Below are 13,919 nucleotides of genomic sequence, written 5' to 3'. Positions count from 1 at the left end.
CGTCACCGCCATGACCGACCGCCTCAGCCCCGGCGACCCCGCCCCCGAGTTCACCCTCCCCACCGACGACGGCGGGACGCTCTCCCTCGCCGACCTGCGCGGCCGCAAGGTCATCGTGTACGCGTACCCGGCCGCCATGACGCCCGGCTGCACCAAGCAGGCGTGTGACTTCCGGGACTCGCTCGCCTCGCTGCAGGCCGCCGGCTACGAGGTGGTGGGCATCTCGCCGGACAAGCCGGCCAAGCTCGCGAAGTTCCGCGAGCGGGACGCGATCACGTTCCCGCTGGTCTCCGACGCGGACAAGGCGGTGCTGACCGCGTACGGCGCGTTCGGCGAGAAGCAGATGTACGGCCGTACGGTCACCGGAGTGATCCGCTCGACGTTCGTGGTGGACGAGGACGGCAAGATCGAACGGGCGCTCTACAACGTGCGGGCCACCGGCCACGTCGCCAAGCTGCGCCGGGACCTCGGGCTCGACTGAGGTCGGCGCGCGGCCCGGCTCGTCACGGCCGGGCCGCAGTGGCGGCACCGAACGTGGTCTACGATCCGGAGGCTGTGCCACCGGTCCGCGGGCGGTGGTCACGATGAAGGGGCCGTAGCCCAACGGCAGAGGCATGCGGTTTAGGTCCGCACCAGTGCGGGTTCGAATCCCGCCGGCCCTACCAGTCGCCGGTGCCACGCGCGCCGGCGACTGTCGGGAAGGTCACGAACACGGGTCCGCGCCGCGTCGCCACGAGCAGGATTACGGCGTGGACCTGCGTTTCGCCCTCGACCCCGACCTGACCCCCGAGCTGCGCGAACAGATCATCGCGCTCTGGGTGGACGTGACGAACGCCGGCGGCGCCGTGGGCTTCGTCGCCCCCGTGACCGCCGACGAGGTACGCCCGCTCGCCACCTGCACGCTCGACGAGGTCGCGGACGGGCCGGACCGGCTGCTCGCCGCCTACGAGGGCGAACGGCTGGTCGCCGTGCTGGTCATCGCCGACAACCGGTTCCACCTCAAGACGCACTGGCGGGTGCTCAAGCGCGTCATGGTGCACCCCGACACGCAGGGACGCGGCCACGGCGCGGCGCTGATGCGCGAGGCCGAGCGGATCGCCCGAGGGCTGGGTCTGGCGGCGCTGCACGTGACGGTCCGCGACGGACTGGGGCTGGACCGCTTCTACAAACGCCTCGGCTACCGCGAGATCGGCCGCCTCCCCGCCGCGCTGCGCCTGTCCGCCACCGACGCCCGCGACGAAATCCTCATGTGGCTAGACCTCCCCACCCCAACCTGACCCCCTCCCCCTCCCCCCTTCCCTTGCCTCCCCGCGCCGCACCTCGCCGATCTTGCACTCACGGCCCCGGCAGATCGGGCATTCACGACACTCAAGGGTCCGCAAGTGCAAGATCAGCGAGGCTGGCCCACCCCACGCCGCCCTCACACCCCCGGCGCAGCCGGCAGTCGCGACGATCTTGCGGATTCGGCGGGGCTGTCTCGCTAACGGTGTTTCCGGCGATCTTGGTTAGTAGGTTTCAGCGGCTGGGAAGCGGTCGCTGAAGGTGATGGCGAAGGCGTTCAGGGCGGGTTTCCAGCGCATCGTCCATCGGGTCCTGCCGTCCCCGGTGGGGTCCAGGGACCGGGTCACCAGGTACAGACACTTCAACGCGGCCAGCTCGTTCGGGAAGTGGCCGCGGGCCTTGACCGCCCGTCGGTAGCGGGCGTTGAGCGACTCGATCGCGTTCGTGGAACAGATGACGGTGCGGATCTCCAGGTCGTAGTCGAGGAACGGGATGAACTCCGCCCAGGCGTTGTCCCACAGGCGGATCACCGCCGGATACCGATCGCCCCACTTGTCGGCCAGGTCGTCGAACGCCGCCCTGGCCGCTTGAGCGTTGACGGCGGTGTAGATCGGTTTGATGTCCCGCTTCAGCTCGTCCCAGTAGCGGCGGGACGTGAGCCGGAAGGTGTTGCGGATCAGATGGATGATGCAGGTCTGGACCACCGTGCGGGGCCACACGTTCGTAACGACCTCGGGCAGGCCCTTCAGGCCGTCGCAGACGAGGAAGAACACGTCCTTGACGCCTCGGTTGCGCAGGTCGGTCAGCACGCTCATCCAGAACTTCGCGCCCTCACCACCCGTGCCGGCCCACAACCCGAGGATGTCCTTCTCGCCGTCGAGGGTGACCCCGATCGCGGCGTAGAAGGGCCGGTTCGCGACCTGCCCGTCCCGGACTTTGACCACGATCGCGTCGATGAACACCGCCGCGTAGATCTCGTCGAGGGGCCGGTGCGACCAGTCGGTCATCTCCTCGATCACCTTGTCGGTGATCCGCGAGATCGTCTCCTTCGACACCGAAGCCCCGTAGATCTCGGCGAAGTGCGCCGAGATCTCCCCGGTCGTCAACCCTTTGGCATACAGCGACAACACCACCTCGTCGACCCCCGACAACCGGCGCTGCCGCTTGCGCACGATCTGCGGTTCGAACGTGCCCGCTCGGTCCCGCGGCACGTCGATCTGCACCGGCCCAGTCGCGTCGGTCAGCACCGTCTTTGGCCGGGTCCCGTTGCGGATGTTGCCCGAGCCGGCGCCGTCGGGTTCGTGTTTGGCATAGCCGAGGTGATCGGTCATCTCCTCGTTGAGCGCGGTCTCCAGGACCGTCTTGGTCAACTGCTTGAGCAGCCCGTCCGGGCCGGTCAACGACAGCCCTTGTTCCTTCGCGGCCCGGACCAGCTCAGCGGCGGCCTTCGCCTCCGCCGACGGCTCGGGCCGCTTCCTGCGTCCGGTCTGGTCGTTCAGTGTCGCGGTCATCACGGCACCCTCCTCACCAGGCACAACGCCTGGCGGGTCAGGCCGGAAACACCGTTAGATCCACAGACCCGATTCGGCCCAGGCGAAAGGTGCGAATGCCGCATCCGAGGGGCCGCAAATGCAAGATCGGCGGGGTGAGGGCGCGGGCGAGGGCGGCGCGCGGGGCGGGGCCCGAGGGCGCGGGCGGAGGTCCTGAGGACCGTGGGGTGAGGGTTAGGCGCAGCTAGTGGGGGTGGGTGGGGCGGCGGCTGCCTGCACGAGGGGGTCCGTGAGGGCTGAGGTGGGGGCGGCGGGGGTGGATGCGGTCGGGGTCGAGGTGGGGGTGGGGGTGGACGGGGTCGGGGATGTGGGGCGGGGCTTCTTCGGGGTCGGTGTGGTGGGGGCGGGCTTCGCGCCGTACATCCGGACCGTGCTGCGCTGCACCTGGCCCGGGAGCATCCGGACGCCGGTGGCGGTCGCGCGGTTGCCGTACACGTCGGTGACCCGGATCGTGTACGGGCCGGGGCCGGCACCGGACTCGATCAGCCAGTAGTTGTAGTCCTGCCGCTGGGCCGCGCGCCACGATCCGTTCTGCCGGACCTCGACCGAGCGCAGCGGATTGCCATGGTCACCGACAAGCACGGCGAACCACCACTGCGACGAGCCCTCCTTCATGCGGAAGGTGAGCGGCCCGGACAGCGGCGGGGTCACCACGGCCCGGTAGCTGACCTTCACCACGCCCTGCACCGGGTCGGCGATCCGGGCGAACGCTTCGGCGGACAGGTCGAGGTGGCCCGGGGCGCACTCCGGGCACTGGTCCATGACCAGCACCCGGACCGTGCCGCGCGGGCCGGTGACGTCGAGGAACCCGCCGCAGGAAGCGCCGGCCGCGTACTCGCTCGGGCCGAACGCGACGTACATCCGGTTGGCCGGGGCGGCGGGTCGGGAGCAGTTGCCGCCGGCGCCGGCGGAGTCGTAGAAGGTGGCCTTGCCGCTGCGGGTGGCCCCACCGACGGGCGGGGCGGCGCCGAGGGGAAGCGCCGCCAGGACCGGGACGCCGGCGGGTGGAGGCGGGGCTGCGCAGGCGGGGGCGGCGCCGCCGCGTACCGCGAGGGCGACAGCGACCGCCGCCGCGACGGTGACCAGACCGGCGGCGGCGAGCCGGCGGCGGCGCGTGGCGGCACGGCGACCGGGCGCGGTGGCGGGCGCGCGGTCGTCGGTCGGCGGGTGGGGTGCGGTGCCGTCGGTCACGCCGGTCGATGCTGCCGGACCGGCGTGCCGCCGGACAAGCGAGCTAAGCGAAAGCTAAACCGGCGCGGAGGCTAGTGCGGCCGGACCGCGCGGGCGGTGGCGACGATGCCGGCCAGCTCGTCGGCGAGGTCGGGGCGCCCGCGCAGCGAGTCCTCCAGGCGCACACGCCACACGCCGGTCTCGACCGGGATCCGGTCGTCGCCGGACCAGCGGACCCGGTCGCGGGTCTCGTCGAGGGCCGCCCATGTGGCGGGGCCGAGCAGATCGCCGAGTACGCGGTAGAGCCAGTGGAACAGTTCCTCGTCGTGGACCGCCGCGCCGATGACGCGGGCCGCGTCCCACGCCACCCGGGGCTGGTGGATAACCTGCATCTCGACTCCTCGGTCGACCTGGCCGTCATACCATCATCGATCCGAGGCGCTCCTCCCGGCAAGGCCCGGCACCGGGTCAGCCCGCCCGCCGGGCTGCGCCGCGATCCCCGCCCGGGGCACGAGGGTCCCCCCGTGGCGCAGCGCGAATCAGTAGCATCGGAGCATGTCAGATCGCCATCAGCTCGCCGATTCCGACGCCCGCCCCGGGTTCTCCGATGTGGAGCCGGGCGAGCCGGTTCGGCAGAAGGCGCCCCGGCGTCGCCGTGGCCGGCGGATCGCCCTGATCGTGCTGCTCGTGATGGTGCTGCTCGCCGGTGGCGGCGCGCTGGCCGGCGGTCTTTACTACCGCTCGGTCGACAAGTCGATCGAACGGGTCGACGCCTTCGAGGGCGTACCGGAGGAGTCGCGCCCGCAGGTCGAGGTCAAGGGCGCCATGAACATCATGATCCTGGGCAGCGACTCCCGCGACCCGGAGAGCACCGGCGGCTCGCGCAGCGACACGATCATCCTGGCCCACCTGCCGAAGGACCGGTCGAGCGCCCAGCTCATCTCGATCCCGCGGGACACCTGGACGGCCGTCCCGAAGTCGAAGGAGGGCCGCGGCGGCCGCGACGCGAAGATCAATGCCGCGTACGCCTGGGGTGGTGTGCCGCTGATGGTGCAGACGGTGGAGAAGTTCAGCGGCGTACGGGTGGACAACGTGGCGATGGTGGACTTCGCCGGCTTCAAGGAGATCATCGACGCACTGGGCGGTGTCGAGATCGACGTGGAGAAGGGTTTCAGCACGAATTACTCGCTCGCCGGCACGCGGACCTTCGAGAAGGGCCGGCAGACCATGAACGGCGCAGCCGCGCTGGACTACGCGCGGGAACGGCACGCCTTCCCCGACGGCGACTTCGCCCGCATCCGGCACCAGCAGCAGGTGATCAAGGCCATTCTGGACAAGGCCGCCTCGGGCGGGGTGATGACCAACCCGGCCAAGCTCAACTCGTTCGTCCGTGCCACGTCGGACTCGGTGGCTGTCGACAAGTCACTGTCGCTGGTGGACCTCGCGATGGAGATGCGCGGGCTGCGCAGCGGCAATCTGACGTTCTTCACCTGCCCGGTGAAGGGAACGGGCCGCGTCGGCAGCGAGAGCGTCGTGTTCCCGGATCCGGCGCGCGCGAAGACGCTGTTCGACGCGGTTCGCCGCGACTCGGTCCCGGAGATTCTCGCCATGAGCGGAAAGTAGGACGTCGATCTGCCGTGCCGGTGGTGGCGGCGCGGCGGGGTCGCTCGTATCCTGCGATCGTCGTCGGTCTCCGTATCCGGGCCGGCGGCGTCACGGGGGAGGATCGACCATGCCACGCCTTCCGGCGTTCGAGCATCCGGCCGCGCCGTCGAACGACCCGCCGTCGAACGACCCGCCGTCGAACGACCCGCCGATGAACAGCGGCCTGGACACGACAACGGTCCTGCCCTACGCGGGGTCGCGGGCCTCGACGCGTACGCGATGGGTGCGCGCGTGGATGGTGACCGCGCCCATCGACGTCGCGGCGCTGCTCGCACCGCTGCTGCTGACCCAGAACTACTGGCGTGGCACGCTGGCCAACGCGGCCCTCACAGTGGGCTTCTTCGCGGCCGGCGGGCTGTACCGGCCCCGCCGGCACATCAGCATCCTGGACGAGCTGCCGAGCCTCGGCGGGCGGCTGCTGGCCTCCGGCGCGGTGGTGGCCATCATCGCGGCGCTGCGGCACGACTCGGTGCCGCACGTGAGCGGCTTCGTCCAGGGCGTCGCGTTCTCCGCCGGCCTGGTGGTCGTGGGGCGCGCGCTGAACTGCCGGCTCGTCCTGCTGGCCCGCAAGCGCCGGTGGGTGGAGCGCAACACCATCGTCGTCGGCGGCGGCCCGATCGGCGGGGAACTGGCCCGGCTGCTGCGCCGCCATCCGCAGTACGGGCTGCGGTTCGTCGGCGCGGTGGACGCCCCGTCGCGGCCGCGCATGGGCGCGGTGCCGCTGATCGGCACGATCGACGACCTGGAGAAGCTCACCGACATGCTGGAGTGCGAGGTCCTGGTCATCGCCGACCCGGACTGCTCCGAGTCGGACCTGATGGAGTCGCTGCTGCGCCCGGCCAGCTCGCGGTGCGACCTGTGGGCGGTGCCGCGCCTGTGGGGTTCGCGGGGCCAGGGCGGCTACCCCGACCACATCGGCGCCATCCCGATCGTCAAGATCGGCGACACCACGCTCACCGGTCCCCGCTGGCGGGTCAAGCGGGCCTCGGACGTGGTGTTCGCGGTGACCGCCCTGGTGGTGCTGAGCCCGCTGCTGCTGCTCTGCGCACTCGCCACGTTCCTCGACGGCGGCCGTGGCGTGTTCTTCCGGCAGGAGCGGATCGGCCGGTACGGCAAGCCGTTCCACGTCATCAAGTTCCGGTCCATGCGTCCGGAGGACGAGCACGAGTCGCAGACGACCTGGTCCATCGCGCACGACCAACGGGTCGGGCCGATCGGGCGGTTCATGCGGCGCACCTCGCTCGACGAGCTGCCGCAACTGTGGAACATCCTGCGCGGTGAGATGAGCGTGGTGGGGCCCCGCCCGGAGCGGCCGTACTTCGTGGAGAAGTTCTCGGTGGAGTATCCGACCTACGCGATGCGGCACCGGGTACCGGTCGGGCTCACCGGGCTGGCCCAGGTCAGCGGCCTGCGCGGGGACACGCCGATCTCGGACCGGGCGCGGTTCGACAACTACTACGTCGAGAACTGGTCGCTCTGGCTCGACATCAAGATCGTGCTGCGTACCGTCAGCGAGGTGTTCCGGGGCGGGGGAGGCTGAGCGCCTCGGCCAGGTCCGCGTGCCAGTCCCCCGGCGGCGGCAGCTTCGCCGCGGCCCACCGGCCGTGCGCCAGCACGCTGTAGCGGGGGCGCCGCGCCGGGCGCGGGAAACTGTCGCTCGTGGTGGGCCGGACCCGGTCCGGGTCCAGGCCGCGCAGGGCGAACACGGCGCGGGCCAGGCCGTACCAGGTGGTCTCGCCGGCGGCGGTGCCGTGGTACGTCCCGGGCGCCGCGTCGCCGGCCAGCGCCGCGTCGGCCAGCGCCACGAGCCGCTCCGCGAGACGGTACGACCAGGTGGGCTGCCCGCGCTGGTCGTCCACCACGTCGAGCCGGTCGCGTTCGGCGGCCAGCCGCAGCATGGTGGTGACGAAGTTGCGGCCGTGGGTGGCGTAGAGCCAGGCGGTACGCACGACGTACCCGGTCTCGGGCAGCAGCCGGGCCACCGCCTGTTCCCCGGCGAGCTTGCCGCGCCCGTACGCGTTGACCGGGCCGGTCGGCGCGTCCTCCGGGTACGGCTCGACGGCGTCCCCGGCGAACACGTAGTCGGTCGAGACGTGCACCAGGCGCGCGCCGGACACGGCACAGGCGTGGGCCAGGTGGGCGACCGCGTCGCCGTTGACAGCCGTCGCGTCCGCCTCGTGCGTCTCCGCGCCGTCCACGTCGGTCCACGCGGCGGCGTTGAGCACCACGTCGTGCCCGCCCACCGCGTCCCGGACCGCGTGGGCGTCGGTGACGTCGAGGCCGGCGCGGGTGGCGGCGGTGACCGACAGGTCGGGCCGGGTCCGCAGCACGGCGAGCAGGTCCCGTCCGAGCATGCCGCCCGCGCCGGTGACGAGCACCCGGGTCATGGGTGCCCGGCCGTCTTCAGCGGCTCCCACCAGGCCCGGTTGTCCCGGTACCAGCGGACCGTCTCGGCCAGGCCCCGGTCGAGGTCGATGCTCGGCGCGTACCCCAGCTCGCTGCTGATCTTGGTGATGTCCAGCGAGTACCGGCGGTCGTGGCCCTTGCGGTCGGTGACCGGCACGACCCGGTCCCAGCCGGCCCCGCAGGCCGCCAGGAGCCGCTCGGTGAGCTGCCGGTTGGTCAGCTCGGTGCCGCCGCCGATGTGGTAGACCTCGCCGGCCCGCCCCTTCTCCTGCACCATCGCCACGCCCCGGCAGTGGTCGTGCACGTGCAGCCAGTCGCGCACGTTGCCGCCGTCGCCGTACAGCGGCACGGTGCCGCCGTCGAGCAGGTTCGTCACGAACAGCGGGACGACCTTCTCCGGGAACTGGTAGGGCCCGTAGTTGTTGGAGCAGCGGGTCACCACCACGTCCAGGCCGTGGGTGCGGTGGTAGGCCAGCGCCAGCAGGTCGGACCCGGCCTTCGAGGCGGAGTACGGCGAGTTCGGCGACAGCGGCCAGTTCTCCGTCCAGGAGCCGGAGTCGATCGAGCCGTACACCTCGTCGGTGGAGACGTGCACGAACCGGCCGGTGCCGTGGCGCAGCGCGGCGTCCAGCAGCGTCTGGGTGCCGAGCACGTTCGTGGTGACGAACGGGGCCGCGCCGGTGATGGACCGGTCCACGTGCGACTCGGCGGCGAAGTGGACGATCACGTCGTGCCCGGGCACCACCTCGTCGACGAGCGCCGGATCGCAGATGTCGCCGCGGACGAAGCACAGGCGCGGGTCGTCACGCACCGGGGCCAGGTTCGCCAGGTTGCCGGAGTAGGTGAGCTTGTCCAGCACGGTGAGCGCCGTGGGCGCCGCCGCGGGCACCCCGGCCGCGTCGCCGCCGGGCACGCCCAGCAGCATCCGCACGTACTCCGACCCGATGAAGCCGGCGCCGCCGGTGACGAGGATCCTCACGGGTCGAGGAGTCTACGCCGTACGAGCAGCACAGGCGGGACGTCGAAGGGCCACGGTGGTGGCGGCGTCACGGGTAGTCTCCGCGAGTGCGTGGAATCCTTCTCGCCGGTGGCACCGGGTCCCGGCTGTGGCCGATCACCCGGGCCGTCTCCAAGCAACTGATGCCGGTGTTCGACAAGCCGATGGTCTACTACCCGCTGTCCACTCTGGTGATGGCCGGGGTGCGGGAGATCCTTGTCGTCACCACGCCGGAGGACCGCGCCCAGTTCGAGCGGCTGCTCGGTGACGGCAGCCAGTGGGGGCTGCGGCTGGCGTACGCCGAGCAGCCCCGCCCGGAGGGCATCGCGCAGGCGTTCCTGCTCGGCGCGGACTTCATCGGTGACGAGTCGGTGGCGCTGATCCTCGGCGACAACATCTTCCACGGCGTCGGGCTCGGCCGGCAGCTCGCCCAGCACGGCGAGCCGACGGGCGGCCGGGTCTTCGCGTACCCGGTGGCGAACCCGCAGGAGTACGGCGTGGTCGAGTTCGACGCCGACGGCCGGGTGCTGTCGATCGAGGAGAAGCCGGCCCGTCCCCGGTCCCGGTACGCGGTGCCCGGCCTCTACTTCTACGACAACCGGGTGGTCGAGATCGCCCGCAAGCTGACGCCGAGCGCGCGCGGCGAGCTGGAGATCACCGCTGTCAACGAGACGTACCGGGCGTGGGGCGAGCTGACGGTGACGGTCCTGGACCGGGGCACCGCGTGGCTGGACACCGGCACGTTCACCTCGATGATGCAGGCCGCCGAGTTCGTCCGGGTGATCGAGGAGCGTCAGGGCATGAAGATCGGCTGCGTCGAGGAGGTGGTCTGGCGCTCCGGGCTGATCGACGACGAGCGGCTGCGCGTGCTCGCCCATCCGCTGACCCGCAGCGGCTACGGCGAATACCTGCTGGGCCTGCTGGGCGGCCCGAGCGGGACCGACCGATGAAGATCCGGCCGCTGAGCATCGAGGGGGCCTGGGAGATCACGCCCCGACAGCACGGCGACTCCCGCGGGTTGTTCATGGAGTGGTACCGGTTCGACCGGCTCGCCGAGGTGGTCGGGCATCCGCTGCGGCTCGCCCAGGGCAACCTGTCCGTCTCCGCGCGGGGCGTGGTCCGCGGCATCCACTTCGCCGACGTCCCGCCGGGCCAGGCCAAGTACGTGACCTGCGTACGCGGGGCCGTCGTCGACCTGGTGGTGGACATCCGGGTGGGCTCGCCGACGTTCGGGCGGTGGGAGGCGGTGCGGCTGGACGACGTGGACCGGCGTGCCGTCTATCTCAGCGAGGGCTTGGGGCACGGTTTCTGCGCGCTGACCGACGACGCCACGCTGAGCTATCTCTGCTCCACCACCTACAACCCGGGCGCCGAGCACACTGTGCATCCCCTCGACCCGGACCTGGCGATCGACTGGCCGGTCGAGGCGCCGGTGCTGTCGGCCCGGGACGCCGCCGCGCCCAGCCTGGCCGACGCCCGCACGGCCGGGCTCCTGCCCGGCTACCGCAGTTGCCTGTCGTTCGTGGCCGGTCCCGACCCGGCCAGGTGGAGCCCGAAGGCTGATTGCAGCTGACCGGTCATTCGGGTAGAAAATGCCAGCGACGTGGTACTCGACGTACCCGTACCGGTGCCGCACCGTTTGGGGGAGACGAGTGACAGGCGGTTCGCTGGTCGACGCTGCTCAGTCCCCGTCGGACCCCGGCACGACACCTCCGTCGCGGCGCCGGGCGGCCGGTCTGCTGCGGCGGCTCGTCGCGCCCGAGCGCCTCTATCTCGGCGCGCTGGGCCTGACCGGCCTGGCGGCGGTCATGTCGGTGACGCTGCCCGCGGCGGAGCGCGGCGAGCTGTCGGCGAACATGGTGAGCGCCACGCTCGGCGCGGCCGTCGGCGGGCTGTCGCTCGACACCTTCCTCATCTCGCGCCCGGCCGGCTGGGTGCAGTCCCGCGGGCGGGCGTACCTGGTCGCGATCCTCGGCGTCTCCGTACTCCTGTCCGGTGTCGCCGCCGCGCTGCTCACCGCGGCGGCGGGGGTCGGCGCCTATCTGGTCGGCGTCGGGTCCGCGGTGGGCCTGACCGTGTTCAACACGGTCTCGTCGATCGCCCTGCGGCAGCGCAGCTTCCGGCTGGTCTACGCGATGCGCGCGGCGAGCGGCGCGGTCCTGGTCGCCGGTTACGCCGCCCTCTACGCCGCCGGCCGGCTCGACGGCGGCCTGTGGAGCATGGTGTGGCTCGGGGTCCAGTGGCTCAGCGCCTTCGCCGTGTGCGGCCTGATCCTGGTCCGGCTGCGGCGGGCCGGGGCAGCCCCGGCGCCCACCTCGACCGGGTCGGACTACCGGGCCGACCTGCTCGCGGTCGGGAGCCTGCACCTGGGCATCTTCGCGCAGATGATGACGCTGCGGTTCAACCAGGTCCTGGTGGCCAGGTTCGCCGGGGCCGGTCCGCTCGGCGTCTACGCGCTGGCGGTCGCTGCCCTGGAGTTCGCGCAGGCGGGCGCCGTGGTGCGGGCGCAGCGCATCCTGGCCGACCGGGACGGCGGGGACGGGCCGGACCCGACGCCGGCGGTGGTGAGGGCCGCCCTGCCGATCGCCCTGGCCGCGATCGCCGGGCTCGGGGTGCTGGGCTTCCTGGCGCCGGAGTACCGGCACGCCTGGCTCCTCGGGCTGCTGCTCCTGCCGGGCTCGCTCGCCACGGCGGCCGGGAAGAGCTGGAGCGCCCTGCTGCTGAAGCGGCGGGGCGAGAAGGCGACCACAGTGGTCGCCGTCGTCACGTCTGCGGTCGCGATACCGGCATACCTCGGCGTCATCCCGTGGGCCGGTGTGGTCGGGGCGGCGGTCGCCTCCTCGCTCGCCTACGCCGTACACGCGTTCGCGTCGAGAGCGAGCCTGCGCCGAGCGCAGCCGCCGAATCCTGGGATGGTGTGAGATGGACGTCTCGATCGTGGTTCTCGCCTGGGAGGACTTCCACCGCACCCGCGCCTGCGTCCTGTCACTGCCCGCCGAGGCCGAGATCGTCGTCGTGGACAACGGCAGCTCGGCGGAGATCCGCCAGGCGCTGAGCGAGTTCTGCGCCCAGCAGGGCGTCACCTACGTCCAGTCCGGCTCGAACCTGGGGTACGCCCGGGGCATGAACCTCGGCGTACGGCACACCAGCAGGGCGAACGTCATCCTCTCCAACAACGACATCGTCGTGCGCGACGACGCGGTGGCCCGGCTGCTCACGGCCCTGGAGGACCCGGAGGTGGGCGCCGCCTTTCCCGCGGTGGTGACGCCGGAGGGCGTGCCGCAGACCGAGGGCGGCCGGTTCCTGACCATGGGGGTCGGGCTCGGCCACGCCACCGGGCTGAGCCTCGTGGTGCCGCGCCTGCGGATCGTCGCGCCCCCGGAGCAGGCGGACTGGCTGACCGGGCCGTTCGTCGCGCTGCGACGTAGCACCTTCGACGCCATCGGCGGTGTCGACGAGACGTCCTTCTTCTACTCCGAGGACATGCGGCTGTGCTGGGCGGTGCGGCGGCAGGGCAAACGGCTGGCGTACGTGGCGGACGCCGTGATCATGCACGAGGACGACGCGACGGCGAAGCGCCGCTGGTCGGCCGAGGAGATCTCCGAGCGGCGTACCCGCGAGTTCATCCGGGCCAGCCGGGACCTGGGCGGCCGCCGTGGTCGCGTGGCGGCCACCGCGTACGTCTGCGGCATCCTGCTGCGGGCGGCGGTGGGCCGCGACTCCGTGCGCCGCGCGATAGCGCGCGGAGCCGTCGCGGGACTGCGTGCGTCGTGAAGGTGCTCTTCGTCTGCACGACAGGTGGCGCCGGGCGGCGGCAGCTGGGCGGCGCGGAACGGATGCTCACCGAACTGGTGCCGGCGCACGCCCGCACCGGCGTCGACGTGGTCGCCGCCACCTCGGACGACGAGGTGGGCCGGTCGCTGCGGGAGGCCGGAGTGCCGTGGGTCGGGCTCGGCGCGACCAGCCGGATCGACCTCGGCTACGCGCGGGAGATCCGTCGACTCGTCCGCGAGGTGAAGCCGGACGTGGTCTGCGCCCACCTGCTGTCCGCCGCCATGCACGCGCGGGCCGCGCTCAGCCTGGACCGCACTCCGCTCGTGGTCACCCTGCACAACAGCCTCTGGCAGTACCGGGACACCGCCGGGTCGTGGCAGCAGAAGGCCGCCATCCAGTCCAACATCACGCTGGACCTGGCGATGCGCCGCCTCCGGCCGCACGCGACAGTCGCGGTGTCCGAGTTCGAGGCCACCGAGCTGCGCGAGCGGGGGCGCGTCCGCAACATCCACCTGATTCCCAACCCCCTGCCGGCCGACTGGCCCGGCCCGAAGCCCGCCGACGCGCCGGCGCCCGGCCGGCGGCCCGTGGTCGGCTACCTGGGCCGGTTGGAGCGGGAGAAGGGCGCGGACCTGCTGGCCGAGACCGCCGCGCACCTGCCGGAGATGGACGTCAAGGTCGCCGGCGCCGGCTCGCTGCCGATCGCGGCCCGGCCGAACCTGGAACTCGTCGGGCGGGTCAGCGCGGCGGACTTCCTCCGGCGCGTCGACTGCCTCCTGGTCCCGTCCCGGGTCGAGTCGTTCGGGCTCAGCGCGCTGGAGGCGCTGTCCCTGGGCGTACCGGTGGTGCACACCGGGGCCGGCGGCCTGGCCGAGGTCACCAGGCACGCCACCGGCACGCTCGCCGTCCGGGCCGACCTCAGCCCCGCCGCGCTGGCCGCCGCCGTCCGACAGGCGCTGGCCCACGCCGGGCCCGCCGGGGAGCGGCAGGCCGTGGCCGAGTGGTACGCCCAGGAGTACGCCTTCGACCGGTGCGTGACGCGCTGGCAGAGTCTGTACCGGTCGCTGCGGTGACCG

The 13,919-nt window shown here is 72.3% G+C and carries 14 protein-coding genes and 1 tRNA gene; 10 read left to right on the top strand and 5 right to left on the bottom strand.

The window, feature by feature from the left end; translation table 11 throughout:
* Positions 1 to 10: 10 nt before the first annotated feature.
* The 3 genes from bcp to AMK25_RS25005 all read left to right on the top strand — a co-directional run bounded on the left by bcp (position 11) and on the right by AMK25_RS25005 (position 1,277).
* Positions 11 to 481, top strand: a complete 471-nt coding sequence (gene bcp, locus AMK25_RS25015; protein ID WP_073830828.1) for a thioredoxin-dependent thiol peroxidase — start codon at positions 11 to 13, stop codon at positions 479 to 481.
* Between the two features lie 108 nt (positions 482 to 589).
* Positions 590 to 665 (top strand) — tRNA-Leu (locus AMK25_RS25010).
* A gap of 84 nt (positions 666 to 749) precedes the next feature.
* The gene (locus AMK25_RS25005; RefSeq protein ID WP_073830827.1) at positions 750 to 1,277 is read left to right on the top strand and encodes a GNAT family N-acetyltransferase; all 528 of its coding nucleotides are present in this window, start codon (positions 750 to 752) and stop codon (positions 1,275 to 1,277) included.
* A gap of 228 nt (positions 1,278 to 1,505) precedes the next feature.
* Here the strand turns inward: AMK25_RS25005 and AMK25_RS25000 are convergent, their stop codons facing one another.
* The 3 genes from AMK25_RS25000 to AMK25_RS24990 form a co-directional block, all read right to left on the bottom strand.
* Positions 1,506 to 2,792, bottom strand: a complete 1,287-nt coding sequence (locus tag AMK25_RS25000) for an IS256 family transposase (protein WP_073830826.1) — start codon at positions 2,790 to 2,792, stop codon at positions 1,506 to 1,508.
* 213 nt (positions 2,793 to 3,005) lie between these two features.
* Entirely contained in the window at positions 3,006 to 4,022 is a 1,017-nt protein-coding gene (locus AMK25_RS24995) for an expansin EXLX1 family cellulose-binding protein (RefSeq protein WP_073830825.1), read from the bottom strand.
* 71 nt (positions 4,023 to 4,093) lie between these two features.
* Complete coding sequence (locus tag AMK25_RS24990; RefSeq protein ID WP_073830824.1) at positions 4,094 to 4,393, bottom strand: hypothetical protein; 300 nt, start codon at positions 4,391 to 4,393, stop codon at positions 4,094 to 4,096.
* Between the two features lie 163 nt (positions 4,394 to 4,556).
* Here AMK25_RS24990 and AMK25_RS24985 point away from each other — a divergent pair, with 163 nt between their 5' ends.
* Positions 4,557 to 5,624: an LCP family protein gene (locus AMK25_RS24985; RefSeq protein ID WP_073830823.1), complete on the top strand. Its 1,068-nt coding sequence runs from the start codon at positions 4,557 to 4,559 to the stop codon at positions 5,622 to 5,624.
* 109 nt (positions 5,625 to 5,733) lie between these two features.
* Entirely contained in the window at positions 5,734 to 7,206 is a 1,473-nt protein-coding gene (locus AMK25_RS24980) for a sugar transferase (RefSeq protein ID WP_073830822.1), read from the top strand.
* Here AMK25_RS24980 and rfbD read toward each other — a convergent pair.
* Together rfbD and rfbB are read right to left on the bottom strand one after the other, a co-directional pair.
* On the bottom strand, positions 7,175 to 8,053 hold the full coding sequence (rfbD, locus tag AMK25_RS24975; RefSeq protein ID WP_073830821.1) for a dTDP-4-dehydrorhamnose reductase: 879 nt from the start codon (positions 8,051 to 8,053) through the stop codon (positions 7,175 to 7,177). The two genes, AMK25_RS24980 and rfbD, sit on opposite strands and share 32 nt — an antisense overlap.
* The gene (gene rfbB, locus AMK25_RS24970) at positions 8,050 to 9,051 is read right to left on the bottom strand and encodes a dTDP-glucose 4,6-dehydratase (protein ID WP_073830820.1); all 1,002 of its coding nucleotides are present in this window, start codon (positions 9,049 to 9,051) and stop codon (positions 8,050 to 8,052) included. Before rfbB ends, rfbD begins: the two co-directional genes overlap by 4 nt.
* Positions 9,052 to 9,137: 86 nt before the next feature.
* On the opposite strand from rfbB, the gene rfbA reads away from it, so the two are divergent.
* The 5 genes from rfbA (at position 9,138) to AMK25_RS24945 (ending at position 13,916) form a co-directional block, all read left to right on the top strand.
* Complete coding sequence (gene rfbA, locus AMK25_RS24965) at positions 9,138 to 10,019, top strand: glucose-1-phosphate thymidylyltransferase RfbA (RefSeq protein WP_073830819.1); 882 nt, start codon at positions 9,138 to 9,140, stop codon at positions 10,017 to 10,019.
* Positions 10,016 to 10,642, top strand: coding sequence for a dTDP-4-dehydrorhamnose 3,5-epimerase (rfbC, locus tag AMK25_RS24960; RefSeq protein WP_073830818.1), 627 nt, complete (start codon positions 10,016 to 10,018; stop codon positions 10,640 to 10,642). The genes rfbA and rfbC overlap by 4 nt, the downstream gene beginning before the upstream one ends.
* Before the next feature lie 79 nt (positions 10,643 to 10,721).
* Positions 10,722 to 11,990, top strand: a complete 1,269-nt coding sequence (locus AMK25_RS24955) for a hypothetical protein (RefSeq protein ID WP_241826479.1) — start codon at positions 10,722 to 10,724, stop codon at positions 11,988 to 11,990.
* Between the two features lies 1 nt (position 11,991).
* The gene (locus AMK25_RS24950; protein WP_073830817.1) at positions 11,992 to 12,843 is read left to right on the top strand and encodes a glycosyltransferase; all 852 of its coding nucleotides are present in this window, start codon (positions 11,992 to 11,994) and stop codon (positions 12,841 to 12,843) included.
* Entirely contained in the window at positions 12,840 to 13,916 is a 1,077-nt protein-coding gene (locus AMK25_RS24945) for a glycosyltransferase family 4 protein (RefSeq protein ID WP_073830816.1), read from the top strand. The genes AMK25_RS24950 and AMK25_RS24945 overlap by 4 nt, the downstream gene beginning before the upstream one ends.
* Positions 13,917 to 13,919 lie beyond the last annotated feature (3 nt).

This window comes from Micromonospora sp. TSRI0369 (assembly GCF_001905625.1).
Taxonomy (GTDB): Bacteria; Actinomycetota; Actinomycetes; order Mycobacteriales; family Micromonosporaceae; genus Micromonospora; species Micromonospora echinospora_A.
Note: the sequence above shows the minus strand (reverse complement) of the source record. Positions and strands in the feature narration are given on the sequence as shown.

Excerpts from the sequence above, each read along its gene's own strand:
- bcp (WP_073830828.1), top strand. The coding sequence starts at position 11 with ATGACCGACCGCCTCAGCCCCGGCGACCCCGCCCCCGAGTTCACCCTC.
- AMK25_RS25000 (WP_073830826.1), bottom strand. The coding sequence starts at position 2,792 with ATGACCGCGACACTGAACGACCAGACCGGACGCAGGAAGCGGCCCGAG.
- AMK25_RS24990 (WP_073830824.1), bottom strand. The coding sequence starts at position 4,393 with ATGCAGGTTATCCACCAGCCCCGGGTGGCGTGGGACGCGGCCCGCGTC.
- AMK25_RS24985 (WP_073830823.1), top strand. The coding sequence starts at position 4,557 with ATGTCAGATCGCCATCAGCTCGCCGATTCCGACGCCCGCCCCGGGTTC.
- AMK25_RS24980 (WP_073830822.1), top strand. The coding sequence starts at position 5,734 with ATGCCACGCCTTCCGGCGTTCGAGCATCCGGCCGCGCCGTCGAACGAC.
- rfbD (WP_073830821.1), bottom strand. The coding sequence starts at position 8,053 with ATGACCCGGGTGCTCGTCACCGGCGCGGGCGGCATGCTCGGACGGGAC.
- rfbC (WP_073830818.1), top strand. The coding sequence starts at position 10,016 with ATGAAGATCCGGCCGCTGAGCATCGAGGGGGCCTGGGAGATCACGCCC.
- AMK25_RS24950 (WP_073830817.1), top strand. The coding sequence starts at position 11,992 with ATGGACGTCTCGATCGTGGTTCTCGCCTGGGAGGACTTCCACCGCACC.